Genomic DNA, 23,379 nt, shown 5'->3' with positions numbered 1-23,379 from the left:
ATGACGCCCTGATCCCTGCGTTGCAATGCCCAAGCTGATCATCTTCGATTTCGACGGCACCCTGGCCGACTCGTTCGGTTTCTTTCTGAGCACGCAGCGCGTACTGGCCGCGCGGCACGGCTTCCGCGCCGCGCAAGCGCATGAAGTGGACGCCGCACGCCGCCTGAGCACCCGCCAACTGCTCAAGCAATCGGGGCTGAGCAGCTGGCGCATCCCGCTGGTGGCCGCCGACTTCATCCGCCTGATGCGCGCCGCCCCGCCGATGGCCTTGTTCGACGGCATTGCCGGGGTGCTGCAGGCCCTGCACGCCCGTGGCACCCGCCTGGCCCTGGTGTCGTCCAACTCGGTGGAGAATGTGCAGCGCGCGCTGGGCGAGGAGCTGGGCGCGAAGTTCGCAGTGATCGACGGCGGTGCGCATCTGCTGGGCAAGCAGCGCGCCTTGCGTCGCGTGTTGCGCAGCACCGGGCATACCGCAGCGCAGGCGGTGTACGTGGGCGACCAGGTCGCCGACTGGGAGGCGGCGCAAGCGGTGGGTCTGCCGTTTGCCGCGGTGGCCTGGGGCTATGCGCATCCGGACGTGTTTGCCGGCTTGGCGGGGGCGCTGTTGATCGAACGCGTGGATGACTTGCTTGCGTTGGGCGGGGAGTAGGCGGCGGGGATTGGGGATTGGGGATTCGCAGGAGCGAGAAGCTTCCCGGTGCTGCGTGCGCACGTACCCTCATCCGCCCTTCGGGCACCTTCTCCCGACGGGAGAAGGAAGGTGCGATCTCGGTGCGCGGGGGGATGCGCCCGGACAGGGCCGACTGCTAGACCCCACCCACCCTCGGTAATGGCGCCGGCACGTTCAACATGCCACCCGCTGCCACATACGCCGCCAAGGCCTGGCCCTGGCTCAACAGATGGCCGTGCATCGTGCGCTCTGCGCCTTCGGCGTCGCCGCGGCGTACGCACGCCATCAGCTCGCGGTGCTCGGCCAGCGACTGCGCCATGCGCCCGGGCGTCAACAGCTGCCGGCCGCGGTGCATCTTGAGGATGCGGTGCAGATCGTGGGTGACGCGGATCAACCACGGATTGCCGGCGTACTGCTGCACGGTCTCGTGAATCAGGTAATTGTTGCGGTAGTACTCGGCCAGGTCGCCAGCGGTGGCGGCGGCTTCCATTGCCGCGTGCAGCTCTTCCAGGCGTTGCACGCCGGCCACGTCGATGCGCTTGACCGCATCGTGGGCGCAGCGGCCTTCCAGCATCGCCATCACCGGGAACAACTGATTGAGGTCTTCCAGCGTCAGCCGCGTGACCCGGCTGCCGCGGCCGGCGTCCAGCTGCACCAGGCCTTCGGCGGCGAGCAGCTTGAGGCTCTCGCGCAGCGGGGTGCGGCTGATGCCGAGTTCCTCGGCCAGCGCCGGCTCGTCGATCCATTCGCCCGGCGGCAGCGCGTAGTCATAGATCTTCTGGCGCAGGCGCTCGGCCACTTCCTCGTACAGCGGTACGCGCTTCTTGGCGTTGCGCGAATCAGGGGCGAGGGTCATGGCAGGCGGGTCGTCGATGCTGGCGTGGGGGCGCCCATTCTACCGGGGCGCCCCAATGCCCTGCCGGACGCGGGCCGGATCACAGCCAGCCCGGCACCACGAACAGCAGCCAGGCCACCAGCGGCCCCAGCAACACCACCAGCCCGCTGTAGACCAGGAAGCGGCGGAACAGCGCGTCGCGCTCTTCCTTGGCGGCCGAGGCCACCACCAACGCACCGTTGGTGGAGAACGGGCTGACATCGACGATGGTGGACGACACCGCCAGCGCGCAGATCACCCCGGCCGCGCCGAGCTGGCCCTGCATCAGGAACGGCACCGCCAGCGGGATGGTGGCGCCCAGCACCGCCGCCGACGAGGCGAATGCGGAAACGATGCCGCCGACATAGCAGACCAGCAGCGCCCCCAGCAGCGGCATGCCGATATGCGATACGCCGGTGCCGATGTAGTCCACCGCGCCGGCCTTTTCAAGCACCGCCACATAGGTGACCACGCCGCTGATCAACAACACCGTTGACCAGCTGATGCCGTCCACCGCGCCCTTCTGCGCGCTGGGCGAGATCAGCGCCAGCGCCACCGCCACGGTGATCGAGACCAAGCCGACGTTGAGGTTGTAGACCAGCGCGGCGATGCCCAGACCGAGCAGGCCGACCAGCGTGATCACCCGATCGCGCGTGATGGCGACCGCTTCCAGCGCCAGCGGATTGGTCGACAAGGTGCCGCCACCGGCAGCCACCAGCGAACCATGCCCTTCGATCGCGAACGGGCGCTTGGAGGCCTGGTCGTCGGCCACCGCCACATACTGCGCATCGGCCAGCGACACCTCCTGCCGACGCATCAGCTTGAGCCCGCCGAAGGCGCAGAAGCAGATGATCGCCATCATCAGGTTGAAGCCCAGGCTGGTGAGGAACACCGCCATTTCGGTGACGTCCAGCCCGGCCTTTTCCACCACCTTGTTGGTGATGCCGCCATACACGCTGATCGGCGAAAAGCCGCCGCCCTGCGCGCCATGGATCACCAGCAGGCCCATCATCAAGGGATTGATGCGGTACTGCTTGGCAAAGCGCAGCGCCACCGGGCCGATGATGGCCACCGCCGCCGGCCCGAGCGCACCGAAGGCGGTGAGCAGGCCGGTGATGACGAACATCACCCAGGGAATGGCGACGATGCGCCCGCGCACCGCGCGCACCGCCCAGTGCACCAGCAGATCGATGGTGCCGTTCTTCTGCGCGATGGCGAACAGATAGGTGATGCCGACCAGGGTCAGGAACAGGTCGCCCGGAAAGCCGGCCAGCACCTCCTTGCCGTCCAGCCCCACCCACACGCCGCCGATGATGAAGGCCAGCGCGAAGGCCACCGCGCCCATGTTGATGGGCAATGCGGTGGCGACGATGAACATGATCACCAAGCCAAGAATCGTTGCAATTTGCGGGGTCATGCGCCCTCCCAGACACCTGATACGCGTACAGCACGGATGGCCACCCGCCACCCAAGGGTTACGCCGTGTGCACCACCTCGACCGTCATGCCGCGCGCTCGCATGCGGCGTTGACCCACTCGACCACACCGTGGATGCTCTGAAATTCGTCGACCGATCGCGCTTCGCAGCCCGGCACGCGCTCGCGCGCCATGCGCGCCAGTGCGCTACCGGGCCCCAGTTCGAGAAACACCCGCGCGCCGCGCTCGGCGGCCTGCACCAGCACCTCGGACCAGCGCACGGTCTGCGCGATCTGTGCGGCCAGCGTGTCCACCACCAGGGCCTGCGTGGTGACGGCACGCGCATCGATGCCGGCCAGCACACGCAGCCTGGGCGCCTGCACGGCCGCATTGTTCAATTCGACGGCGAAGGCGTCGGCGGCCGCCCGCAACCACGGCGTATGCGCCGGCACGCTCACCGGCAACGGCGTGACGCGTGCCCCCTGCGCCTGCGCTGCATCGCCCAGTGCCTGCAGCGCCGCCTGCGGCCCACCGAGCACGGCGTGGTCGTCGCCATTGACGATGGCGATGGCCGCGCCATGCGTCCGGCACAGCACCTCGAGCGTACGCAGCGGCAGGCCGAGCACCGCCATCAAGCCGGCATGTTGCGGGCTGGCCGCATCCATCAGGCGCGCGCGGGTGGCAGCCAGTTGCAAGCAGGTGGCGATCTCCATGCTGCCGGCAACCGCATGCGCGGCCAGCTCGCCGACGCTGTAGCCCAGCACCAACACCGGCCTGGGCAGCTGCGCACGCAGCACCTGCCAGTGCGCCAGCGTGCCGGCGCAGACCAGCGGCTGTGCAATGGCATTGGTGTAGCGGGAGCTGTCAGCGGCCAGCGTTTGCGCCGAGGCGCCAAGCACCTTGCTCGCAGCAGCGATTACCTCGGCCGCGGCAGGCGCATCGGCAACCCGCGTGAACATCGCGGCGTGCTGCCCACCCTGGCCGGGACAGAGCACGGCCAGGCTCATGCGGTGGCCTGCTTGCAGAAAATGCTGTGCCTTGTGCGAGCGTGGCCCTCATTCGCGCTGCGGGCATTTTGTTCCGTGACCAGGACAAGCACGCCGTTCACTGAAACAGTGCGAAGGGCCGCGCCGCCACACGCCTGCATGGACGTCGCCCTGGCAGCTGCCAGTGCTCGACACAGGCTCATGCCGTCTCCTGACAGTGCAGGAACCAGGCGCAGGCCAACAGATCGGCGCTGCCGCCCGGGCTCAGGCGACGTGCGACGAATTGCCTGCCGATGGTGTGCAGGCATGCGCGCCACTGCGGATGCGCGATGCCGCCATCGGCCAGAAACGCGTGCGCCTGCGCCTTTGCGTAAGCCAGCCCTTCCTGCCCGCCGCGATGCAGCAGGTTGAGATCATCAACCTCGGCAATCAGGTGCATCAAGGTCTGCGCCAGTGCGGCCTCGCGCGTGGCGCCGCTGCGCAATGCATTGCGTAGTGACGGCAATGCGAGCTCGCGCAGCAATGGATACCCGGCTGCGGCCTGTTCGCGCACGCCACTGATCCGGAACGCCGCGCGCACGCGCTGGCCATTGCTGCATGGATCCAGCGGCGCGGCCCGCAACGCATCGCGCCACTCTTTTACCGCGCTGCAGACTGCTTCGCCGCTAGGGGCATGCCCGTGCACGGCACGCAAGCGCGCCGCCTGCGCAGTGAGCAAGCCCAGGCTGAAGATCGCACCGCGATGGGTGTTGATGCCGCCGGTGGCGCGCAGCATCGCCGCTTCGGCCGCGATGCCGAGCTGGCGCAATTGCTCGAACGGCGCGTTGTCGATACCGGCCTGTGCAATCGCGACGAAATAGCCGCGCAGGGCGAACAGGCTGCGCAGGAATGTCGACGCGTCCATATCGGCATGGCTGCCGCTGTCGAACGGCGTGACCAGGCCGGGTTTGGGCGCGCAGCCGAGTTCTGCATGCAGGGCGGCGACCGCCAGCCGCCCCAGCCGGTGCGCTAGCGCGCTGGCAGTGCCGGCGTCGGGATGCAATGCGTGTTGCCGGGCTGCACTGTCTTGCAGCTCGCCATGCGTGCATGCAACGCGCGATGGCGCATGCACGCGGTTCGAACCAGCGCCTGCGGGGGCAAGGTGCAGTAGCGGCTGCGGCGGTACGTCGTGCGTTGCTGCCGGTGTCGGTGCGAGCGTCGGTTCGTGATCGGCACACACCTGGCGCGTCGATTGGCTGGCCGCATCAACCAGGGATGGTGCGATGCCCGCCTCTTTCGATCTTGTCAATGGCCGCTGCCGCTCCACCACGTTGCCAGGCGTCACGGAGCGCCTGGCATCGGCAGTGCGTTCAACCAGCGTGCTCATGCCGCGCTCCATACCGGAAACAGCGCGCTGCGCGGCAGCAAGCGGCAGCCGTTGGTGGACTTCACCAAGACCTGTTGCGCGCTGCCGGCGTACTCGCGCCAGTTCACCGCGGTGTCGTCGGGCAGCAGCAGTTCGCCGTCTGCGCGCAGCCCGTGGCGCTGTTCCCAGCGCTGCAGCACTGTCACCACGGCCTGCGCCTGCTCGGGTGTGGCGATGGACCACAACAGGTCCAGATCCGATTGCGCATGCACATACGCAAGCCCGGTCAGGGCCTGCCATGCAAAGCTGCCGAAGACGCGCGGCTGCAGGGCGTTGGCATTGCACTGGGTCAACAAGGCCTGCAGTGCAGGCTGCGTTGCGGCGGGTGCGGCTGCGATCACCGCGTCCAGCGCCAATGGCGCGGTGCTGCGCGCGACCTCGTCCAGGCCGGCGCTCAATGCCAGGCGTTGCTTGCCTTCGTCTGGCGGCAGTGGCACGCCCAGCCGCAGGCTGCCAGGCGCCTCGCTGCCATCGCCACGCGCCACCACTGCCGGCAGACCTGCAGCAAACCACTGCTGCAGCCGTGGCTGCGCACCCGGCGTCAGCGCTTGCCAGCGCGCGCCGGGATGCAACCACACCAGTGCGTGGCGGCCGGGCATGCTCAGGCCTCGCCCGCGGCCACGGCCGCAGCGACATCGCGCGCCAGGGTGCGCCCGCCACGCTGCGCGCCACGTGCCCGGCGTTGATCGCCATCGCTGGGCGCGGCCAGGGCATCGAGCAGCGCCTGCGCCAGATCGCCGTCCCAGAGCGACTCCACCGCGCCCATGCGCACGTAGTTCTCCACGCCGGGCGCAAACACCGGCGAGCTCTTGCTCAGTGCCTGCAAGGTGTCCACGCTCTGCTTGGTGACGCGCGCCATCGCGCGCAGATCCATCACGCGGATCTGCGCATCCGGCAATGCGTGGATATGGTCGGCCATCAGACCGAACGACAGAAAGCCGCCACTGACCGATTCGCCATACACCAGCGTGACCAGCCGCGCGCCGCGCTTGCGGGCCAGATCCAGCGTGCGTGCCAGATGCGCGAAATAGCCATTGATGCCGAGCAGTTCGTCGCGGCGCGCCAGCCGTTGCCCGGCGGTATCGGCCAGCATCACGATCGGCCGCTGCGGATGCGCGCGCGTGCTCGCCAACACGGTCGCCGCCAGTGCCAGCGCGTGGTCCACGCCGACTTCCAGCTTGTTGGCGGTGCCGATCACGGTGACCTCGCCTGCGGCCGTGGTGGCACTACCGGTAAGCACATCGTCGTTGCGGGCGATCGCGTGGCCGAGCGGAAACAGCTGGTCCAGCAGTTGGCTCAGTTCCATGGCGTGCTCCGGTCGGCGGTGGCGGCGAGGAAGGCGTCGGTGTCCAGCAGCGGCAGGCGCTGCGCCTCGACAATGCCCTGCCGCTGCCAGATTTCCAGGCCGTCGCGGCAATCGCCATAGGCGGCGATGCGCGTGGCCAACTGCTGCTGTGCAAGTTCCAGCGCCTGCAATGCGGCCTCGCCTTCCGGCTCTGCCAGCGTGTCCAGCGCCTGCACGGCGGCATCGGCGAATGCGGCGATGCGGTCGGCCACCAGCGTCTGCGCCTCGCCCAGCAGATAGCGGTGCTTGCCGCCGGTGACGCGCCACACCAGGGCGCGATCGCGCGCGTCGAACTCCTCCACACCACGCACGGTTTCGATCACGTCCGGGCCGGACAGCGACAGGCGGCCTTCTTCGGACATGATCACCGCGCTGCAGCAGCGCGCCACGATGCCCATGCCACCGAAGGCGCCGTTGCCGCTGCCGATCAAGGCCAGCACCGGCACGCCGGCGGCGCGCGTGTTCAAGGTGGCGCGCATGATTTCGGAGATGGCGATCAGGCCGGCGTTGGCTTCATGCAGGCGCACGCCGCCGGTGTCGAGCAGCAACAGCACCGCCGCCGGCTGCGTGGCGGCGGCGCGCTCGAGCAGGCCGGTGAGCTTGGCGCCGTGCACCTCGCCGACGCCGCCGCCCATGAAGGCGCCTTGCTGCGCGGCGATCAGCACGTTGCGCCCACGCAGCGTGCCTTCACCGACGACGATGCCGTCATCGAAGGCGCCGGGCGTGTCCAGCTGGGCCAGATGCGGGCTGATCAGACGACGGCGCGGACCGACGAATTCGCGGAAGCTGCCGGCATCCAGCACGCCATCGATGCGCTCGCGCGCATCGGCCTCGTAATAGCTGCGCTCGGCCATGGGAATGGTGGTGCTCATACGTATCTCCCAACGACATGCGTAGGAGCGCACCCGGGCGCGACTGCAGCGTTACCGGAAAAGCCCGTCGCGCCCGGGTGCGCTCCTACGGGGTGAGAGGGGTGGCTCATGCGGCGGCTCCCTGCAGGACGTCCAGCGCCTGCTCCAGGCGCAGGCTCACCACCGCTGGCGTGGCGCCGACATCGTTGATGCTGATGCGCACATCGCGCAGCGGATGGCGCGCGGCGAAATCGTCCAGCACCGCCTGCCAGATGGTGCCGAACCCGCGCGCGGCGGTGAGGATCTCGATCTCCATCGCGCCGTCCAGCGGCACGCGCTCGACCAGCACTTCCAGGTTGCCGGAGGCGACCACGCCGACCAGCGCATGGTCCAGCCCGGCGCGTGCGCCATGCTGACCATCGAAGCGATACCGCAGGGTTTCCATGCTGTGCCCCTACCAGTTGCGAAAACGTTTCGGCGGGTCGTACAACCCACCGGACCAGCGCACCAGGTCCTTGACCGTGCGCGCGGCGAGCAGGTCGCGCGTGGCATCGCGTGGACGAATCCCTAAGTCTTCCGGCCGCTTGATGACGCCGCGATCGCGCAGGTTTTCCACCGCGCGCTTGTCGCGGCCCAGGCCGACAGCGGTGTAACCGGACACGCCACGGATGGCCTGCTCGCGCTCTTCGGCGCTGCGGCACAGCAACAGGTTGGCGATGCCTTCTTCGGTCAGCACGTGGCTGACGTCGTCGCCGTAGATCATCACCGGCGGCAGCGGCATGTTGGCGCGCTCGGCCAGCTCCCAGGCATCGAGCCTGTCGACGAAGGCCGGCGCCATGTGTTCGCGGAAGGTTTCCACCATCTGCACCACCAGCTTGCGTCCGCGCGGCATCTCGCCGGGGCGCGCCGCCTCGCGCCCGGCCTTGAGCCAGGCGTCGCTGGCGTGCCGGCGGCCGCGCGCGTCCGAGCCCATGTTGGGCGCGCCGCCGAAACCGGCGATGCGGTCGCGCGTGGCGGTGGAGCTGTTGCCCTGCAGATCGATCTGCAGGGTGGAGCCGATGAACATGTCGCAGGCATACAAGCCGGCGGTCTGCGACAACGCACGATTGGAGCGCATGCTGCCGTCGGCACCGGTAAAGAAGATGTCCGGGCGTGCGGCGATGTAGGCCTCCATGCCCAGTTCCGAACCGAACGAATGCACCGAGTGCACGAAGCCCGATTCGATCGCCGGGATCAGCGCCGGATGCGGATTGAGCGCCCAGTGCCGGCAGATCTTGCCCTTCAGCCCCAGCGATTCGGCATAGGTGGGCAGCAGCAATTCGATCGCGGCGGTGTCGAAGCCGATGCCGTGGTTGAGCCGGTCCACGCCGTATTCGGCGTAGATGCCCTTGATCGCCATCATCGCCATCAGCACCTGGATCTCGGAGATCTGCGCCGGGTCGCGGGTGAACAGCGGTTCGATGTAGTTGGGCCTGGGCGCCTGGGTGACGAAGTCCACCCAGTCGGCCGGGATGTCCACGCGCGGCAGCGTGTCGACGATCTCGTTGACCTGCGCAATCACGATGCCGCCCTTGAACGCGGTGGCCTCCACGATCACCGGGGTGTCTTCGGTGTTCGGGCCGGTGTAGAGATTGCCGTGGCGGTCGGCGGCCTGCGCGGTGACCAGCGCGATGCGCGGGGTCAGGTCGATGAAGTAACGGCCGAACAATTCCAGGTAGGTGTGGATGGCGCCGATCTCGATGCGGCCCTCGCCGACCAGCCCGGCCAGGCGCGCGGCCTGCGGGCCGGAGAACGAGAAGTCCAGCCGCTTGGCGATGCCGCGCTCGAACACGTCCAGATGCGCGGGCAGCGACAACACCGATTGCACCATGTGCAGGTCGTGCACGCGCGCCGGATCCACCTCGGTGAGGCAGCGCGCCAGGAAGTCGGCCTGCTTCTGGTTGTTGCCTTCCAGGCAGACGCGGTCGCCGGGTTCGATCACCGCCTCCAGCAGCGCCACCACGTCGTCGGCGGCCACCACGCGCCCCTGCGGCGCCAGGGCTGCGGCGCGCTGCAGGCGCTGGCGCCGGCTTTCGGCCTGGGTGTCCCACTGTCGACTCATGCGTCTGCCTCACCGGGCCGGGCCCGTAATGTCGAAGTAATTACATCGTAATTATGGAAGCCAGCTGTGTCTAGCCGCGTCGCAGCATGGGCGGCAGGGATAGCCAGGCCGGTCAGCCGGGCGACAGGCAGGCGCTTGCGGACCAGCACACTTCGATATATCTTTTAGCCATACTTCGATATATCGAATGACGATGCGCTCCCACCACGACGACCTGCCGAGCGAGCTCGATCCATCCGCAGCGCCCAGTGCGACGCGCCGCGGCGGCGCCGGGCGCGCACGGCCGCTGGAACATGGCGACCTGCGCTTGCTGCTGCTGGCGCTGATCGAGCAACAGCCACGCCATGGTTATGAGCTGATGCGGCAGATCACTGCGCTGTTCAAAGGCCTGTACACGCCCAGTGCGGGCGCCATCTATCCGGCACTGGCGCAGCTCGAAGCCGATGGCTGGGTGCAGACCGCGCTGGACGAAGGGCGCAAGCGCTATCAGGTCACCGCCTCTGGCCGTACGTATGCGGCGCAGCACCGTGACGCGCTGGATGCGGCACTGGCCCGCACCCACCGCCGCGCGCGCGAGCTGATCAAGGCACAGACCCCGGCGCCGATTCGCGAGGCCATCCACCGCATCAAGCACGGTCTGTTTGCGCGGCACGGGCAATGGACGGATGCAGAAACCACACGCATTGCCGCGCTACTCAACGCCGCCGCTGACGGCATGGAGCGCGACGACGGCTGAGTACGTCTATCGCCGTGATCCGAAGCCAACCGATACCGGTTTGAATGCGACTTGCGGCAGTGACGCGTCATCGCGGTGGTTGCGTTGCGCGGCCTCAGTGGCATGCATGTGGCATGCATGCATTGCTGTCCCTGCGCTGTTCTGCGATTTGATCAGCGTGTCGCTGCACGACATCGACCTTGCTTGGTTGGCAGATGCACGCAGCTTCGCCTACAACCGCATCCGCGCCTGCGGGGCATCTTCTCCCGATGGGAGAAGGCTGAGCAACACCCGCTGTTCTTTGCCAGCTCGCTGGCCAGATCGTCGCATCACCGTTTGCAGTCACTCCCCAGCCGCGCATCTGCGCGTCACATCCAGGAATCGCACTACATGGCCATCCACACCCACACCCAACTCCGCCGCGATCCGCGCCTGCGCTCCGTGCAGGTGGTGCGCTGCGAATCGCTGACGCCGCAGATGCGCCGCATCGTGTTTGGCGGCAGCGAGCTTGCCGGCTTTCAGAGCGAGGCACCGGACGATCACGTCAAGCTGTTCTTCCCCAATGCCGATGGCGCCTTCGTGCTGCCGACGATGACGCCGGAAGGCCCGCGCTACGCCGAAGGCGCGCTGCCCTCGCCCGGCCGCGATTACACCCCGCGTGCATTCGATCCGCAAAGCGGCGAGCTGAGCATCGACTTCGTGCTGCACGGCGACGGCGTGGCCTCCAGCTGGGCGGCGCAGGCACAGCCCGGCGATACGCTGAAGATCGGCGGCCCGCGCGGCTCGTTCCTGGTTGCCGACGACTACGACCACTACGTACTGATCGGCGATGAAACCGCGCTGCCCGCGATCGGCCGCTGGCTGGAAGCGATGCCCGCCGACATGCATGCAGAGGTCTTTATCGAAATCGCCGATGCGGCCGAGCGCCAGGAACTGCTCAGCGCCGCCGAGGTGGACGTGTACTGGCTGGAACGCAACGGCTTCGATGCCGCCAGCAGCACGTTGCTGGAAGACAGCCTGCGCGATTACGAGCCGCACGACGGCGATACGTTCTACTGGATCGGTACCGAATCCATGCGCGCGCGTGCGATGCGCAAGTTTCTCGAAGAGCACATGGGCGTGGACAAGGACTCGGTGCGCGCGAAGGGCTACTGGAAGGCGAACCCTGCTGCGGAGTGAGGCGTTGGCGTGCGCATCGTGGCGGGGCGGAGGGTGGAGCTGTCGCGGCCTGGGCCGCTCCTACAAAAGCCGGGCGGTTACGCTCAAGCAAAAGCCCGCCGATTGGCGGGCTTTTGCGTTCCGCACATCGGTGCGATCGCTCGCACCGATGCATCGACTGCGCTGCGCCTTACTTGGCAGCAGCAGCGTCACCGGCCTTGGCCTGCAGGGCTTCGGTGGTGATGCGGATCTTCACTTCGTCGCTGACGTTCGGGGCGTACTGGCCCACGCCGAAGTCGGTGCGCTTGATGGTGGTGGTGGCGTCGAAACCGGCAGCCGGCACCTTCTTCATCGGGTGCTCGCCGGCACCGTTGAGGGTGACGTCCAGCACGACCGGCTTGGTCTGATCCTTGATGGTCAGATCGCCGGTGACGGTCAGCTTGTTGGGGCCGGCCGCTTCGACCTTGGTGCTCTTGAAGGTGGCGGTCGGGAACTTGGCCGCGTCGAAGAAGTCACCGCTCTTCAGGTGCTCGTCGAACTTGGCGGTGAAGCTGTTCAGGCCCGACAGCGGCAGGGTGACCTGCACGGTGGACTTGGTCACGTCGGCCGCGTCGTACACCAGGGTGCCGTCGACATTGCCGAAATGCGCGCTCGGGTTGGAGAAGCCGAAGTGGCTCCACTGCGCGATCACGTCGGTATGGCTCGGATCCAGCGTGTAGGTACCGGAGGCCACTTCCACGGCCGGCGCGGTCGAGGCGGCCGGCGCAGCAGCCGGGGCCGGGGCCGGGGTGGTGGCAGCGGCATCGGCCGGTGCGGTAGCGGCCGGGGTTTCAGCGGCCGGCGCGGCGGCGTTGTCGGCCGGCTTGGAGCAGGCGGCGATGGCCAGGGTCAGGGCGAGCGGCAGCAACAGTTTGTGGGTGGTCTTCATTGAAACTCCTTGAGATGAGGGACCGCATTGGATCAACGCGGATGGAACAGACGCAGACGGACGAGGACTGCAGGAAAATCGAAACGGGCGCCCGGGGCGGATTGCACAAGGCGCGGTCGTCAGGTGGTGCGGGTGGCGCGCCCCGAAGCCGGAGTGTACGTGGCTCCTGCCTGCCGGAGCGCCGGCTGCGCCCGCCCGACGGTGCGCGCAGCTGCGGTGCCCGCCGCTGTTACTCGATGCGTGCGGCTTCGTCGAAGCTCAGCCGCGGCAGCCGCGGGAACAGCCCGGCCGGATCGCCATAGCCCAGATTGACCAGGAAGTTGGACTTGATCGGCGTGCCGGCAAAGAACGCCGCATCCACCTTGTCATTGTCGAAGCCGGACATCGGGCCGGCATCCAGACCCAGCGCACGTGCGGCCAGGATCAGGTAGGCGCCCTGCAGCGAGCTGTTACGGAACGCGCCGGACACGCGCATCTCGCGCGAGCCTTCGAACCAGCTCTTGGCGTCGGCATGCGGGAACAAATACGGCAGCTTTTCGTGGAACTCTTCATCGGAGCCGATGATCACCGTGACCGGCGCGGCCAGCGTCTTGGTGGCATTGGCCTCGGACAGTGCCGGCTTGAGCTTCTGCTTGCCCTCCGGCGTGGTCACGAACACGAAACGCGCCGGCGACCCGTTGGCGGCGGTCGGGCCCCACTTCAGCAGATCGTAGAGCTCGCGCAGCTGCGCCTCGCTCACCGGCTTGTCTAGAAAGGCGTTTTGCGTGCGGGCGGTGCGAAACAGCTGATCCAGCGCGGCAGCGTCGAGCAAGTCGGACATGGAGACTCCGGGAAGCAAGGGAATGGGCGACAGTAGGGTGCAGCACCGGCGCCAGCGTGAAGACCCGCAGTGTAGAGTGACGCGATTGCGGCAACACACGCTCAATCTGAAACAAATCTATGTCGGATCTGAAACGATGGCGCTGACCTGGGCGGTCAGCGACGGCCGCGCCGGCAATGCACGTCAGGCCGAGGCCTTGGCGCAGGCGCTGCACTCCACGCCGGTCACGGCGCTGCATCTGCAGGCCCGCGCGCCATGGCGTTGGGCCGCACCGCGCCTGTTGCCGGGCGCGCAGGCGGCGTTTGGATCCGGCTTCGCCCGGCAATTGCAGCAGCCGCCGGCGCTGGCGATCGGCTGCGGCCGCCAGGCCGCGCTGGCCACCCGGTTGCTGCGCACGCGCGGCAGCCAGGTGGTGCAACTGCTGGACCCCCGCCTGGACCCGCGCCACTGGGATCTGCTGGTCGTGCCCGAGCACGATGCGCTGCGTGGCGCCAACGTGCTCACCCTGCTCGGCAGCCTGCACCCGGTGGACGATGCCTGGCTGGCCGCCGGGCGCGCCGCCTTCGCCGCGCTCGGCGCGCTGCCCGGCCCGCGCGTGGCGCTGTTGATCGGCGGCCCCACCGCGCAACTGCCCTGGACCACCGAAGCGCTTGCGGCACTGTGCACGCACCTGCGCGCGCAGGTGCTCGCCGCCGGCGGCAGCCTGCTGGTCACCACCTCCCGGCGTACGCCGCACGAGGCGATCGCAACGCTGCGCAAGATGCATGCAGGCCTGCCAGGCCTGCTGTGGTGCGACGAGCGCGACGGGCCCAACCCGTACGCCGGCCTGCTGGGCTGGGCCGATGCGATCGTGGCCAGTGCCGACTCGGTCAACCTACTCTCCGAAGCCTGCGCCACGCGGGTCCCGGTGGCAGCGGCGTTTGCCGAACAGGCGCAGGGACGAGTGGCGACGTATGTGCGGGCACTGCAGGCGCGTGGCCGTCTGTGCGATGCCGGCGATGTTTTCGCAACGCCGCCGCAACTGCATCCATTGCGCGAAACCCAGCGCATCGCCGCACTGGTGCGTGCGCGCCTGCACGTATGATGGTGACGCCGCCGATGCCACCGGGCAGACACAAGGACGCTGTACTCCCCATGCAACTTGCACACAAACGGCGCGGTTGGCCTGCAACGGCGCTGTTGCTCGTCTCCCTGACCTGCGCACTCCCCGCCTTCGCCGCGCCGGTGTGCACTCCGCACTATCCAACGCCCGCCACGCTGGCGGCGATGTTCGACATGGCCAGGTCCACCCAGCAGGCGCTGGACGCAGTGGACGGTGCGCAGGTCGTGCTGCTGGCACGCGGCGGTCAGGATCTGAGCCGCTATGGCTTGAAACACAGCCATCTGGCCTTCGCGCTGCGCGAGGACGACGGCACCTGGCGGGTGAAGCACCTGCTCAATCACTGCAAGTCGGACAACTCCGCGCTGTATCACGAAGGTCTGAGCAACTTCATCGGCGAAAGTGCCCTCACTGCCGATCTGCGCGTTGGCGTGCCGGCACCGGCGCTGCAGCAGCAGCTGCGCACGTTGCTGCAGGATCCGGCCACGCTGGCACATGCGCTGCACGAGGCGCGCTACAGCATGATCGCCTACCCGTTCTCCACCGATTATCAGAATTCCAACCAGTGGGTGCTCGAAGTGCTGGCGGCGGCACTGGCGGCGACCCACACAGCAGATGCGACAGCTGCACCGGTGAGCGATCGACGCAGCGCGCAAGCCTGGCTCAAACGCAATGGCTACCAACCTACGCGCCTGCATCTGGATCTGAGCAAGCGCATCGGCGCACGTTTCTTCGTCGCCAATGCCGCAGTGACCGACCATCCCGCCGGCGAGCGCATCTCCGGCAATTATTCGGTGATCACGGTCGAGTCGGTGTTCGATTTCCTGCAGCAGCAACAGATGCTGCAGCAGGACCAATCCATTCCACACAGCGTTGCCACGCACGGAGCATCTCCATGAACATCCTTCTTCGATCTGCCGGCCTTGGGCTGCTGCTGGCCATCTCGTTCGGCCAGCCGATGCAGGCCCATGCGGGCCTGACCACGATCACCCGTGGCGATGCCTCGGCGATGTCGGCGATCCTGGTGATCTCCGCACCGTACTTCGTGTCGTTGGCGCTGGGCCATAGTGCGATAGCAGGCTCGGAAGCCTTGAGCGACGCATCGCACAAGGCCTCGGCCGGGCCATTGCCGCCAATGCGGGTGAAGTCGGTGGAAAAAAAGACTGACGGCGGCTGCCAGGTGCAGTTGCAGGATCCGGCAAACGCCGAGAACACCGCGCTGCTGCGCTGGCCGGCCCGCCAGGACGATCCGACTGCGGGCTTTCGCGTTGGCGAGACGGTGACCTTCCAGCCGAGCCCGGCTGGTGCAGGCTGGACGGTGCAATCGCCCCAAGGCCAGGCGCTGGCATTCGTGCCGACCGCAGAATCCGCCGCGCAGAACAGCAGCACCACCTGGTGATGCAGGGAAGCCGCTTGCCGACGCTGTCGGCCAGGATGGCGCGTCACTGACGCACCGTTGCGGATACGGCGCTATGTGCCGTGCGCGCAGAGGCATTTTCCACTGTCTGCCGAACTGCCTGCGCGATGGCTTGTTGATCACCGACGCGTACGGCCACGTGCCGTTGCAGAACCTTGGCGCGCCGATGCGTGGCACGCATATACGCACGCAGGTAATTGCCAGCGTGCTGATCGCGCCGTAATCGGTAACGCTGTAGGCGCAGATTGACCTGGTGACGCGCCGGCATGCGCTCAAACGGTAGCGCAGCGCCACGCCGGAGTGCTCACGCATCACGCGGTTGCGCGAGCACGAGCGATCCGCACCGCGTCACTCAACAATGCTGGCGGCCATGCGTTGACCGGCACACTGGTTGAACCAGCAGCTCGCGGCCGTGTCGTGCATGCGCATTGGCGCATTGGCGCACTGGCCCGCATGCGCCAACGCGCGGATAATCCGCATTGCCCTGTCACTGCAGCACCGTCATGTCCAGCACCGCGCCGACGCCGTTCACCCCACTCACCGCGCGCGCATTGGCGTGGGCAGTGCTGGCCATGGGCGCGGTGGTGCTGTTGTCCAACATCCTGGTGCAGTACCCGATCAACGATTGGCTGACCTGGGGCGCGTTCTCGTATCCGTTGGCGTTTCTGGTGAGCAACCTGATCAATCGCCGCTTCGGCCCGCGCGCGGCGCGCAAGGTCGCCTGGTGCGGCTTTGCGCTGGCGGTGGTGTTGTCGCTCTGGCTGGCCACCCCGCGCATCGCGGCGGCCTCGTGCACCGCCTTCATCGCTGCGCAGTTGCTGGATATCAGCGTGTTCGACCGGCTGCGCAGTGGCAACTGGTGGCGTGCGCCGATCGTGGCCACCACCTGCAGCGCCACGCTGGATACGACGATCTTCTGGAGCATCGCCTTTGCCGGCGCTGGACTGCCATGGATCAGCTGGGCGGCCGGCGACCTGGCGGTGAAGCTGGGCATGGGCGTGTTCCTGCTCGGCCCGTTCCGCGCACTGCTGTGGCGCAGTGCGCCGCGCCCGCACGGCTGACCGGCTCGCCTGCGCACCGGCAATCAGGCCAACAGCAGGCGCGGTGGAGGGATGCCACTGCAACGCACCCGCGTTTCTGCCGACCCTGCGCGCTGCACTCGTCTCACCTTGCAACGCCAGCTACCGGCCACTCAAGGCGGTAGCGTTGCCACGTCCTTGCCGAGCGGAAACTCCAGCCCTTGCGCGTGCGCGGTAGTGAAGATGCTGTGCCGTGCCTGCTCGACGGCAGGCGTTGGCGGGATCAGCCGCGGCCGGCGATCCAGGGTGCAACTCAGGCCCGCTTCCACCAAGGTGGCATGCGCCTGGTGCAGCGGTGCGGCACGCTCGGCCGGCAGCCACTGCGCCTGCACCAAGGCATCGATCAAGGCGGGCGTGGCGCAGGCCAGCAGCAACTCAGGGTGCTGTGCGGCCTGGCCGAGTACGCCGGCCTGCAGGACGAATTCCAGATCGACCAGGCCGCCGGCGCCCTGCTTGAGATCCAGCCGCCCCGCATCGCTGCGATCCAGTTCGCTGCGCATGCGCGCGCGCATCTTGCGCACGTCCTCGTGCAGCACGGCGGTATCGCGTACGCGTGTCAGCGTGTCGGCACGCACCTGCGCGAAGGCCGCGCACAGCGCCGCATCGCCGGCCACCGCACGTGCACGCACCAGCGCCTGATGCTCCCAGGTCCAGGCGCGCTCGCGCTGGTAGTCGCGGTAACTGGCCAGCGATGACACCAACGCGCCCTTGCCACCATCCGGGCGCAGCCGCACATCGATCTCGTAGAGACGGCCGGCGCCGGTTTCGGCGGCCAGCAGTGTCATCACCTTCTGCGCCAGCCGCGCAAACCAGCGCCCGGCTTCCAGCGCTCGCTTGCCATCGGAGGCTTCCACCTCGCGTGGATGGTCGTAGAGGAACACCAGATCCAGGTCCGAGCCGAAGCCCAGCTCCAGGCCGCCCAGGCTGCCGTAGCCGATGATGGCGAACGCCCCGCCCGGCACCTGCCCGTGCGCGGCGATCAGTTCGCGGCGCGCCAGCTGCAGCACCGTCTGCACCACCGCTTCGGCCAGCCAGGCCAGTTGCTGGGTGCTGTCCACGGCCTGCTGGCGGCCATCGAGCGTAGCCAGTGCGATGCGGAAGCTCAAGGCGAGCCGGCGCTCGTTGAGTTCGCGCAGCGCCGCTTCGGTGTCCTCGATCTGCAAGGTGTCCAGGCATGCAGCGTGCAACGCGTCGCGGTCGGGCAACGGACCGCTGATGCGGGTGTCGAGCAATTCGTCCAGCAACAGCGGATGCGCAGCCAGGCGCTCGGCCAGCAAGGCACTGCGCGAGAGCACATCGACCAGGCGTGCGAGCGCGCTGGGTTGTTCGTCCAGCAAGGCCAGGTAACTGGTGCGGCGCAAGGTGGATTGCAGCAGGCCGAGCATGCGGCGCACGGCGGCATCCGGCTGGCTGGCACGGGTGGCAGCATGCAGCAGCGCCGGCATGACGCGGTCCAGCCGCGCGCTTGCGGTATCGGAGAGCGCACGCACGCCGGAGGACTGCGCAAAATCGGCCAGCACCTGATGCGCGCCGGCTGGATCGTGCAATCCGATGCCGGCCAGCGGCGCGGCATCGCCCTCCGGCAAGGCGCGCCAGTAATCGGCAAGTGCGTCGGGCGCGGTGGCGCGCACGCGCGGTGCCAGCAGCTCGGCAAATTCGGCGGCAACGCGCGCGCGTTGCGGAGTGAGTGCCTGCAGCAGTGCCGGCCAATCCGCATAACCCAGGCCCAGCGCGATGCGTTCGCGATCCAGCGGCGCCTGCGGCAAGGCATGGGTCTGTGCATCGCGCAACATCTGCAGACGATTTTCGAGCCGGCGCAAGAAGCGATACGCCTCGGTCAATGCATGCCCGTTGTCCGCATCGATCTGGCCGGCCTCCACCAGTGCCTGCAGGGCAGGCAACAGGCGACGCTCGCGCAGGCTCGGCTCGCGCCCACCGCGAATCAGCTGCAGCGATTGCGCCAGGAACTCGATCTCGCGGATGCCGCCAGGCCCGCGCTTGATGTCGTCCAGACGATCGTGCCGGGCGACTTCGGCAGTGATCGCCGCCTTCATCTCGCGCAGGCCGTCCAGTGCGGTGAAGTCCAGATAGCGCCGGTAGACGAAGGGGCGCAGTGTCTCCAGCCAGGCTTCGCCGGCGTCGATATCGCCGGCCACCGCGCGCGCCTTGAGCCAGGCATAGCGCTCCCAGTCGCGTCCTTCGCGCTGGAAGTACTGATCCATGCCGGTGAACGACAAGGCCACGCGCCCGGCCGTGCCGAACGGGCGCAGACGCAGATCCACGCGATGGCTGAATCCATCGGCGGTGGTCTCGTCGAGCAGCTTGGCCAACTGCTGGCCAAGCCGCGCAAAATATTCCTCCGCTGCCAACGGGCGGGCACCATCGGACTGGCCGCCCTGCGGATACGCATAAACCAGATCCACATCCGAGGAAAAATTCAGCTCGCCACCACCGAGCTTGCCCAGCCCGAACACCGCCAGCCGCTGCACGCTGCCGTCTTCGGCAATCACCTGGCCGTGGCGGTCGCGGAATTGCTGCTCCAACGCCTGCAGCCCACATTGCAGGCAGGTTTCGGCCAGGCGGGTGGCACCGGCCAGGGTGGCATCGACGCTGTCCAGATCGAGCACATCGCGCCAGACCAGGCGCGTGGATTCGGCACTGCGGTAGCGCCGCAACTGCGCCGGCCAGGCCTGGGGCTGTGCGGGGTCGAGCACCGGCAGTGGCAACGGCGGTGGACCCGGCTGCGCCAGGTGCTGCAGCAATGCCGGCTGACGTGCCAAGGTATCGAGCGCAAACTCGCTGGCGAGCGCAACCTGTTCGAGCTGCCGAGCGAAGTCATCGCCCGGCCAGGGCTGGTCGGCCGGCACGGCATGACGGACACGCGCCACAGCCCGCTCGATCAGGGCGGTGAGCGCAGGAGACACGGATGAGATAGGCAGCGACATGCGCCGATTCTGGCATCCCTGCGCGATGGCGGCACGTGTCTACGGTTGATCCAGCGGTGTCTAGGGTCAGCAATGCAACTACCGGGTTTACCGCCGCGCTGCGTGTGGCCCCATCGGCACGCGGCCATGTCGGCGGGCGTGATGTCCTCACTGGTTGCGGGCTCCTTGGCCGTATGGATGCAGCCATGGAACTCCACGGATGATTTACGACGTGTCCCGGAAGTGGTGAAGGTATCGCGTGTTGAAACAGCGTCAGAGTTCGAAAGCCGGCTGTTTGCGCTCAGGCCGGATGAGGCGGGCAAGCAGAGGCGAAGCATGTGATCTGAGGCTTCCTTGCAGGGCCCTTGTCCGCCCACCATCGCAGGACACGCCGCAAGTACGTCCATGTAGGCTCTTACGCGGCATCCATGCCGCGTAAGGTCCCGCGACGGTGAACGGGCAAGGACCTGGCGAGATGGTCGGTGTGCATGGTTGCAAGCGGTGCATGCGGTTCACGACGTGCGCTGGTTGGATCACTCGGCATTCGCCTAACTTTCATCATTTCTCCATCGCAAGCCGAGAGGCAGGCAAGCCTCCAACACGCAACCTGAAAATGCCACGTCTGCGACGCAGTCCGAGTCACACGCTTTCAGGAAAGCAGCCGACCAACTGTCTGGTGCGGTGGCCTCGCCGGTTGCGGGACCGTGTGGCGGCATGGATGCCGCCACCGAGCCGCCAGGGATGGGTTCACGGCGTGTCCCGCAAGCGGTGAGGACGCCGCGCACTCGACTCGCCGAGCTTTTGATTCAAGCATCCGATCGCGACTGAACAAGCCCACCGTTCCCGGTCTCGAGTGCCTTGTGCCTTGTGTACTGGGGCTTGGGAAGTGCAGATGGATCACTTGTAGAGCGGCGGATCTGCAGCCTGGCTGCAAGGCCCTTGCCCGCCCACCATCGCAGGACACGCCGCAAGTACGTCCGTGTAGGCTCTTACGCGGCATCCATGCCGCGTAAGGTCCCGCGACGGTGGGCGGGCAAGAGCCAGTCAAGATGGTCGGTGTGTGTGGTGCGAGCAGGCACACCGTCCGCTACTCGGATCACGGCGCGTCCAGGCATGTTCCCAATGCAAGACGATCGATGGACAAGCTTTTAAGCAAGCAACCGACAAAATCCCTGGTGCGGTGCTGTCGACCACATCCAGACCCCTCTACGAGATCAGATGAGCTGCGATCCGATCAGCTCTTTCGATGCGGGCAATGTCACCGCCATCCCCGACATCAGGCACTCGTTGACAAGAACGCCGTGCCAGCTACAGCACACGCCAGCCCACCACCCCGCATGCGACGCAGCCCAGCAGCACTGCCAGCCACGCACTCCAGCGCGGCGCGTACGCCAGGCCCAGCGCCACCCACAGCGCGGCCACGCTGGCAAACCCTAGCCACAACAAGGTGCCCACCGCTCCGCCCCAAGCGAGCACGCACAGCACCAGCGCGGCGATCAACAGACAGACAGCCATCGCACGCAGCAACCATCGCTGCATGACCGGCGCAGTGCGGCGGCCGGTGAGCTGCTCATAATGGCGATGCATCGCCACGGCCAGGGCCATCATTGCGGCATGGCAGAGCGCGGTGCCCAGCAGCGCGGTGATCAGCCCGTCCATGGCGGATGTCCCAGCAACCAGCTCGCACCGCCCAGCGCGGCGATGCCCACACTCATCCAGCCCCACATGCGCAATGCACTGCGCGCACGAAACATCCACAGCACGACGACGGTGTAGCTGGCGAAACTCAGCAAGGTCATGCTCAGCACCGAGACCGCAGGCGACACGCCGGCAAACCGCGACAGCAGCTGCGCCAGCACGCTGCAGCCGGTGGAGGTCAGCGCATAGCCGCCGATACTGGCAGCAAGCACGCGACCGGCAACCGACCAGCGGTAGCGCGTCACCGATGCGGTGCTCGAAGCAGGCTTCACAACACATCCATCCCGGCAGCGGCGCCGCGCCTGGCGCGTGTCGGCACCGGTCGCACCGCGCTGCGATGGGCCCGATATGCCGCGTAAGCAAATGCAATGCCGAAGACGAGCGAAACCAACTCGACCCCGGCGCGCTGCAGGTCGCCGGCAGTCAGGTACACGCCCAGATGCTGCCCGGTGGTGACCGCATTGAGCAGCGGCAAGCCGACACATAGCAGCGCCGTCATCGCCAGTTGCTCCACCCATGCGCGCGCGGGCGGGCGCAGCAGCGCATGCAGCAGCGTGGCCGCCCAGACCCACAGGAATGCGTGGATCTCGATCTGGCTGCGGCCGGCCTGCGCGATCGGCACCAGGCGGTTGGCGTAAAAATACGCAATGCTCGCCAAGGCGGTTCCCGCAAGCGCGGCGGCATTGAGCGCTTCCACTACCCGATAGATGCCGGCGGTGGCCGCGCCGAACTCCTGCTCGCTACGCCGACGCCGCTTGATCGAAAACAGCAAGGTGCCGGTGGCCATCATCAAGGTGCCGGCCAGGCCGCAGATGAAATACAGCCATTTGCTGGTCCAGCCGCCGAACCCGGCCACGTGCAAGGTCTTGATGACCTCTTCCACATCCTGCGCGTGCAGGTCCGTGCGTGCGGCATCCGCGTGCCGCTCCAGCAGCGCGCCACTGTTCGCGTCGAATACCACGCTGTTGGCTGGGTTGAGCAGGCGCCGCGAGCTGCCGGTCGCGGCCACGCGCGCGATCACGCGCAGCTTGCTGCCGGGTTGATCGGGCCGCTCGATCACCAGCGTTTGCGCAGGCGCAGCGTTGAGCGAGTCTGCTCGCTGCACCAGCTCCGGCAGATAGGCAGGCACGTTGTTGACTGCTGCTTCGTCTGTGCTGGCCGCAGGCACTGCCGGCGACAGAGCATCGGCGTAACGCGTGTAGGCGTCCTTGTCGCTGCCATACAGTGCGTGCAATGGCGCGGGCATGTAGCTGGTGTAGAAATACGCCAGGCCGGTGTAGACGATCATCAGCAGGAAGGGCAGCGTCAGCACCGCCGTGGCGTTGTGCGCGTCCAGCCACGAGCGCTGTCCCTTGCCCGGGCGGAAGGTGAAGAAATCCAGAAAGATCCGCTTGTGCACGATCACCCCGGATACCAGCGCGATCAGCCCGCACAGCGACACCCAGCCCACCAGCCAATAGCCGGGAATGCCGCCATGCAAGGTGTAGTGGAAGCTCATGAAATGCCGGCCGCCTTCGGTCTGCCGGCCCCACGGAGACGGCAGCAGCTCGCCGCTCCCGGGGTCCAGCGCTGCCTGATCCTGGCCGTCTGGTGTCCGCCAGGACAGCGTGAGCGCCTCACCCAGCTGCGCGGGCAAGGTGATCCGCCACAGGCGTGCCTGTGGCGCAAGCTGATGCAACTGCGCCAGTGCACGCGGCACCAGCGCTGCTTCCGACAGGACCGTCTGCGTGCTCGCACTCGGCAAGGCCGGTGTGCCCTGCATCCAGCTGGTGATCGGATCGCGAAACACGCTGAGCGTGCCGGTCAGGAAGATCGCGCACAGCAACCAGCCACAGCTCAGGCCGCACCAGGTGTGCAGCCAGGCCATGCTTTGGCGAAAGCCTTCTTTCATCCG

General features: G+C 67.6%; 22 protein-coding genes. 7 read left to right on the top strand and 15 right to left on the bottom strand.

The features are described 5' to 3' along the window. The first annotated feature begins 25 nt into the window (after positions 1–25). A complete protein-coding gene (locus ABQ039_RS02715) occupies positions 26–649 on the top strand; it encodes an HAD hydrolase-like protein (protein WP_184610065.1) in 624 nt (207 codons plus the stop codon). Between the two features lie 157 nt (positions 650–806). Here ABQ039_RS02715 and ABQ039_RS02710 read toward each other — a convergent pair whose 3' ends face one another. The 9 genes from ABQ039_RS02710 to mdcA form a co-directional block, all read right to left on the bottom strand. Beyond that, a complete protein-coding gene (locus ABQ039_RS02710) occupies positions 807–1,526 on the bottom strand; it encodes a GntR family transcriptional regulator (RefSeq protein WP_065032179.1) in 720 nt (239 codons plus the stop codon). Between the two features lie 79 nt (positions 1,527–1,605). After that, positions 1,606–2,961: an SLC13 family permease gene (locus ABQ039_RS02705; protein WP_024937865.1), complete on the bottom strand. Its 1,356-nt coding sequence runs from the start codon at positions 2,959–2,961 to the stop codon at positions 1,606–1,608. Between the two features lie 84 nt (positions 2,962–3,045). Beyond that, entirely contained in the window at positions 3,046–3,966 is a 921-nt protein-coding gene (mdcH, locus tag ABQ039_RS02700; protein WP_184610063.1) for a malonate decarboxylase subunit epsilon, read from the bottom strand. A 178-nt stretch (positions 3,967–4,144) separates the two neighbouring features. Continuing rightward, entirely contained in the window at positions 4,145–4,987 is an 843-nt protein-coding gene (gene mdcB, locus ABQ039_RS02695) for a triphosphoribosyl-dephospho-CoA synthase MdcB (protein ID WP_184610061.1), read from the bottom strand. Between the two features lie 320 nt (positions 4,988–5,307). Then, complete coding sequence (gene mdcG / locus ABQ039_RS02690; protein ID WP_047128013.1) at positions 5,308–5,949, bottom strand: malonate decarboxylase holo-[acyl-carrier-protein] synthase; 642 nt, start codon at positions 5,947–5,949, stop codon at positions 5,308–5,310. Between the two features lie 2 nt (positions 5,950–5,951). Further along, complete coding sequence (mdcE, locus tag ABQ039_RS02685; protein ID WP_102254926.1) at positions 5,952–6,656, bottom strand: biotin-independent malonate decarboxylase subunit gamma; 705 nt, start codon at positions 6,654–6,656, stop codon at positions 5,952–5,954. Beyond that, entirely contained in the window at positions 6,647–7,549 is a 903-nt protein-coding gene (locus tag ABQ039_RS02680; RefSeq protein WP_184610453.1) for a biotin-independent malonate decarboxylase subunit beta, read from the bottom strand. The genes mdcE and ABQ039_RS02680 overlap by 10 nt, the downstream gene beginning before the upstream one ends. A 124-nt stretch (positions 7,550–7,673) precedes the next feature. After that, the gene (gene mdcC / locus ABQ039_RS02675) at positions 7,674–7,991 is read right to left on the bottom strand and encodes a malonate decarboxylase acyl carrier protein (RefSeq protein WP_016902872.1); all 318 of its coding nucleotides are present in this window, start codon (positions 7,989–7,991) and stop codon (positions 7,674–7,676) included. Between the two features lie 9 nt (positions 7,992–8,000). Beyond that, the gene (gene mdcA / locus ABQ039_RS02670) at positions 8,001–9,647 is read right to left on the bottom strand and encodes a malonate decarboxylase subunit alpha (protein WP_024937871.1); all 1,647 of its coding nucleotides are present in this window, start codon (positions 9,645–9,647) and stop codon (positions 8,001–8,003) included. Positions 9,648–9,840: 193 nt separating this feature from the next. Here mdcA and ABQ039_RS02665 point away from each other — a divergent pair, with 193 nt between their 5' ends. Both ABQ039_RS02665 and ABQ039_RS02660 read left to right on the top strand, forming a co-directional pair. Next, positions 9,841–10,383, top strand: a complete 543-nt coding sequence (locus ABQ039_RS02665) for a PadR family transcriptional regulator (protein ID WP_102580392.1) — start codon at positions 9,841–9,843, stop codon at positions 10,381–10,383. 369 nt (positions 10,384–10,752) lie between these two features. Beyond that, positions 10,753–11,541 carry a siderophore-interacting protein gene (locus ABQ039_RS02660; protein ID WP_039515618.1) on the top strand — a complete coding sequence of 263 codons (789 nt, stop codon included), beginning with the start codon at positions 10,753–10,755 and terminating at the stop codon, positions 11,539–11,541. A 169-nt stretch (positions 11,542–11,710) separates the two neighbouring features. Here ABQ039_RS02660 and ABQ039_RS02655 read toward each other — a convergent pair whose 3' ends face one another. Both ABQ039_RS02655 and ABQ039_RS02650 read right to left on the bottom strand, forming a co-directional pair. Beyond that, positions 11,711–12,448, bottom strand: a complete 738-nt coding sequence (locus tag ABQ039_RS02655) for a YceI family protein (protein ID WP_184610059.1) — start codon at positions 12,446–12,448, stop codon at positions 11,711–11,713. 229 nt (positions 12,449–12,677) lie between these two features. Beyond that, positions 12,678–13,268: a malonic semialdehyde reductase gene (locus ABQ039_RS02650; protein ID WP_039523198.1), complete on the bottom strand. Its 591-nt coding sequence runs from the start codon at positions 13,266–13,268 to the stop codon at positions 12,678–12,680. Between the two features lie 136 nt (positions 13,269–13,404). Between ABQ039_RS02650 and ABQ039_RS02645 the strand changes: the two genes are divergently transcribed. From ABQ039_RS02645 to ABQ039_RS02630, 4 genes are all read left to right on the top strand, one after another. Then, a complete protein-coding gene (locus ABQ039_RS02645; RefSeq protein ID WP_349778120.1) occupies positions 13,405–14,352 on the top strand; it encodes an ELM1/GtrOC1 family putative glycosyltransferase in 948 nt (315 codons plus the stop codon). A gap of 50 nt (positions 14,353–14,402) precedes the next feature. Then, positions 14,403–15,266, top strand: coding sequence for a DUF2145 domain-containing protein (locus ABQ039_RS02640; protein WP_349778119.1), 864 nt, complete (start codon positions 14,403–14,405; stop codon positions 15,264–15,266). After that, on the top strand, positions 15,263–15,766 hold the full coding sequence (locus tag ABQ039_RS02635) for a hypothetical protein (protein ID WP_349778118.1): 504 nt from the start codon (positions 15,263–15,265) through the stop codon (positions 15,764–15,766). Before ABQ039_RS02640 ends, ABQ039_RS02635 begins: the two co-directional genes overlap by 4 nt. Positions 15,767–16,287: 521 nt before the next feature. Then, the gene (locus ABQ039_RS02630) at positions 16,288–16,845 is read left to right on the top strand and encodes a VUT family protein (RefSeq protein ID WP_184610053.1); all 558 of its coding nucleotides are present in this window, start codon (positions 16,288–16,290) and stop codon (positions 16,843–16,845) included. 131 nt (positions 16,846–16,976) lie between these two features. Here the strand turns inward: ABQ039_RS02630 and glnE are convergent, their stop codons facing one another. The 4 genes from glnE to ABQ039_RS02610 form a co-directional block, all read right to left on the bottom strand. Then, a complete protein-coding gene (gene glnE, locus ABQ039_RS02625; RefSeq protein ID WP_349778117.1) occupies positions 16,977–19,808 on the bottom strand; it encodes a bifunctional [glutamate--ammonia ligase]-adenylyl-L-tyrosine phosphorylase/[glutamate--ammonia-ligase] adenylyltransferase in 2,832 nt (943 codons plus the stop codon). A gap of 1,287 nt (positions 19,809–21,095) precedes the next feature. Beyond that, positions 21,096–21,446 carry a DUF3325 domain-containing protein gene (locus ABQ039_RS02620; protein ID WP_184610048.1) on the bottom strand — a complete coding sequence of 117 codons (351 nt, stop codon included), beginning with the start codon at positions 21,444–21,446 and terminating at the stop codon, positions 21,096–21,098. Further along, positions 21,434–21,757 carry a hypothetical protein gene (locus tag ABQ039_RS02615; RefSeq protein WP_184610046.1) on the bottom strand — a complete coding sequence of 108 codons (324 nt, stop codon included), beginning with the start codon at positions 21,755–21,757 and terminating at the stop codon, positions 21,434–21,436. The genes ABQ039_RS02620 and ABQ039_RS02615 overlap by 13 nt, the downstream gene beginning before the upstream one ends. After that, positions 21,754–23,352 carry a PepSY domain-containing protein gene (locus ABQ039_RS02610; RefSeq protein WP_260297471.1) on the bottom strand — a complete coding sequence of 533 codons (1,599 nt, stop codon included), beginning with the start codon at positions 23,350–23,352 and terminating at the stop codon, positions 21,754–21,756. Before ABQ039_RS02610 ends, ABQ039_RS02615 begins: the two co-directional genes overlap by 4 nt. Between the last annotated feature and the right edge of the window lie 27 nt (positions 23,353–23,379).

The sequence above is a fragment of the Xanthomonas sp. WHRI 6108 genome, assembly GCF_040202385.2.
Classification (GTDB): Bacteria; Pseudomonadota; Gammaproteobacteria; order Xanthomonadales; family Xanthomonadaceae; genus Xanthomonas; species Xanthomonas arboricola.
The sequence above is the reverse complement of the archived record's forward strand: the minus strand, read 5'-3'. Positions and strand labels throughout refer to the sequence as shown.

Coding starts and splice junctions, on each gene's coding strand:
- ABQ039_RS02715 (WP_184610065.1), top strand. CDS start 26: ATGCCCAAGCTGATCATCTTCGATTTCGACGGCACCCTGGCCGACTCG.
- ABQ039_RS02710 (WP_065032179.1), bottom strand. CDS start 1,526: ATGACCCTCGCCCCTGATTCGCGCAACGCCAAGAAGCGCGTACCGCTG.
- ABQ039_RS02705 (WP_024937865.1), bottom strand. CDS start 2,961: ATGACCCCGCAAATTGCAACGATTCTTGGCTTGGTGATCATGTTCATC.
- mdcH (WP_184610063.1), bottom strand. CDS start 3,966: ATGAGCCTGGCCGTGCTCTGTCCCGGCCAGGGTGGGCAGCACGCCGCG.
- mdcG (WP_047128013.1), bottom strand. CDS start 5,949: ATGCCCGGCCGCCACGCACTGGTGTGGTTGCATCCCGGCGCGCGCTGG.
- mdcE (WP_102254926.1), bottom strand. CDS start 6,656: ATGGAACTGAGCCAACTGCTGGACCAGCTGTTTCCGCTCGGCCACGCG.
- ABQ039_RS02680 (WP_184610453.1), bottom strand. CDS start 7,549: ATGGCCGAGCGCAGCTATTACGAGGCCGATGCGCGCGAGCGCATCGAT.
- mdcC (WP_016902872.1), bottom strand. CDS start 7,991: ATGGAAACCCTGCGGTATCGCTTCGATGGTCAGCATGGCGCACGCGCC.
- mdcA (WP_024937871.1), bottom strand. CDS start 9,647: ATGAGTCGACAGTGGGACACCCAGGCCGAAAGCCGGCGCCAGCGCCTG.
- ABQ039_RS02665 (WP_102580392.1), top strand. CDS start 9,841: ATGCGCTCCCACCACGACGACCTGCCGAGCGAGCTCGATCCATCCGCA.
- ABQ039_RS02660 (WP_039515618.1), top strand. CDS start 10,753: ATGGCCATCCACACCCACACCCAACTCCGCCGCGATCCGCGCCTGCGC.
- ABQ039_RS02655 (WP_184610059.1), bottom strand. CDS start 12,448: ATGAAGACCACCCACAAACTGTTGCTGCCGCTCGCCCTGACCCTGGCC.
- ABQ039_RS02650 (WP_039523198.1), bottom strand. CDS start 13,268: ATGTCCGACTTGCTCGACGCTGCCGCGCTGGATCAGCTGTTTCGCACC.
- ABQ039_RS02645 (WP_349778120.1), top strand. CDS start 13,405: ATGGCGCTGACCTGGGCGGTCAGCGACGGCCGCGCCGGCAATGCACGT.
- ABQ039_RS02640 (WP_349778119.1), top strand. CDS start 14,403: ATGCAACTTGCACACAAACGGCGCGGTTGGCCTGCAACGGCGCTGTTG.
- ABQ039_RS02635 (WP_349778118.1), top strand. CDS start 15,263: ATGAACATCCTTCTTCGATCTGCCGGCCTTGGGCTGCTGCTGGCCATC.
- ABQ039_RS02630 (WP_184610053.1), top strand. CDS start 16,288: ATGTCCAGCACCGCGCCGACGCCGTTCACCCCACTCACCGCGCGCGCA.
- glnE (WP_349778117.1), bottom strand. CDS start 19,808: ATGTCGCTGCCTATCTCATCCGTGTCTCCTGCGCTCACCGCCCTGATC.
- ABQ039_RS02620 (WP_184610048.1), bottom strand. CDS start 21,446: ATGGACGGGCTGATCACCGCGCTGCTGGGCACCGCGCTCTGCCATGCC.
- ABQ039_RS02610 (WP_260297471.1), bottom strand. CDS start 23,352: ATGGCCTGGCTGCACACCTGGTGCGGCCTGAGCTGTGGCTGGTTGCTG.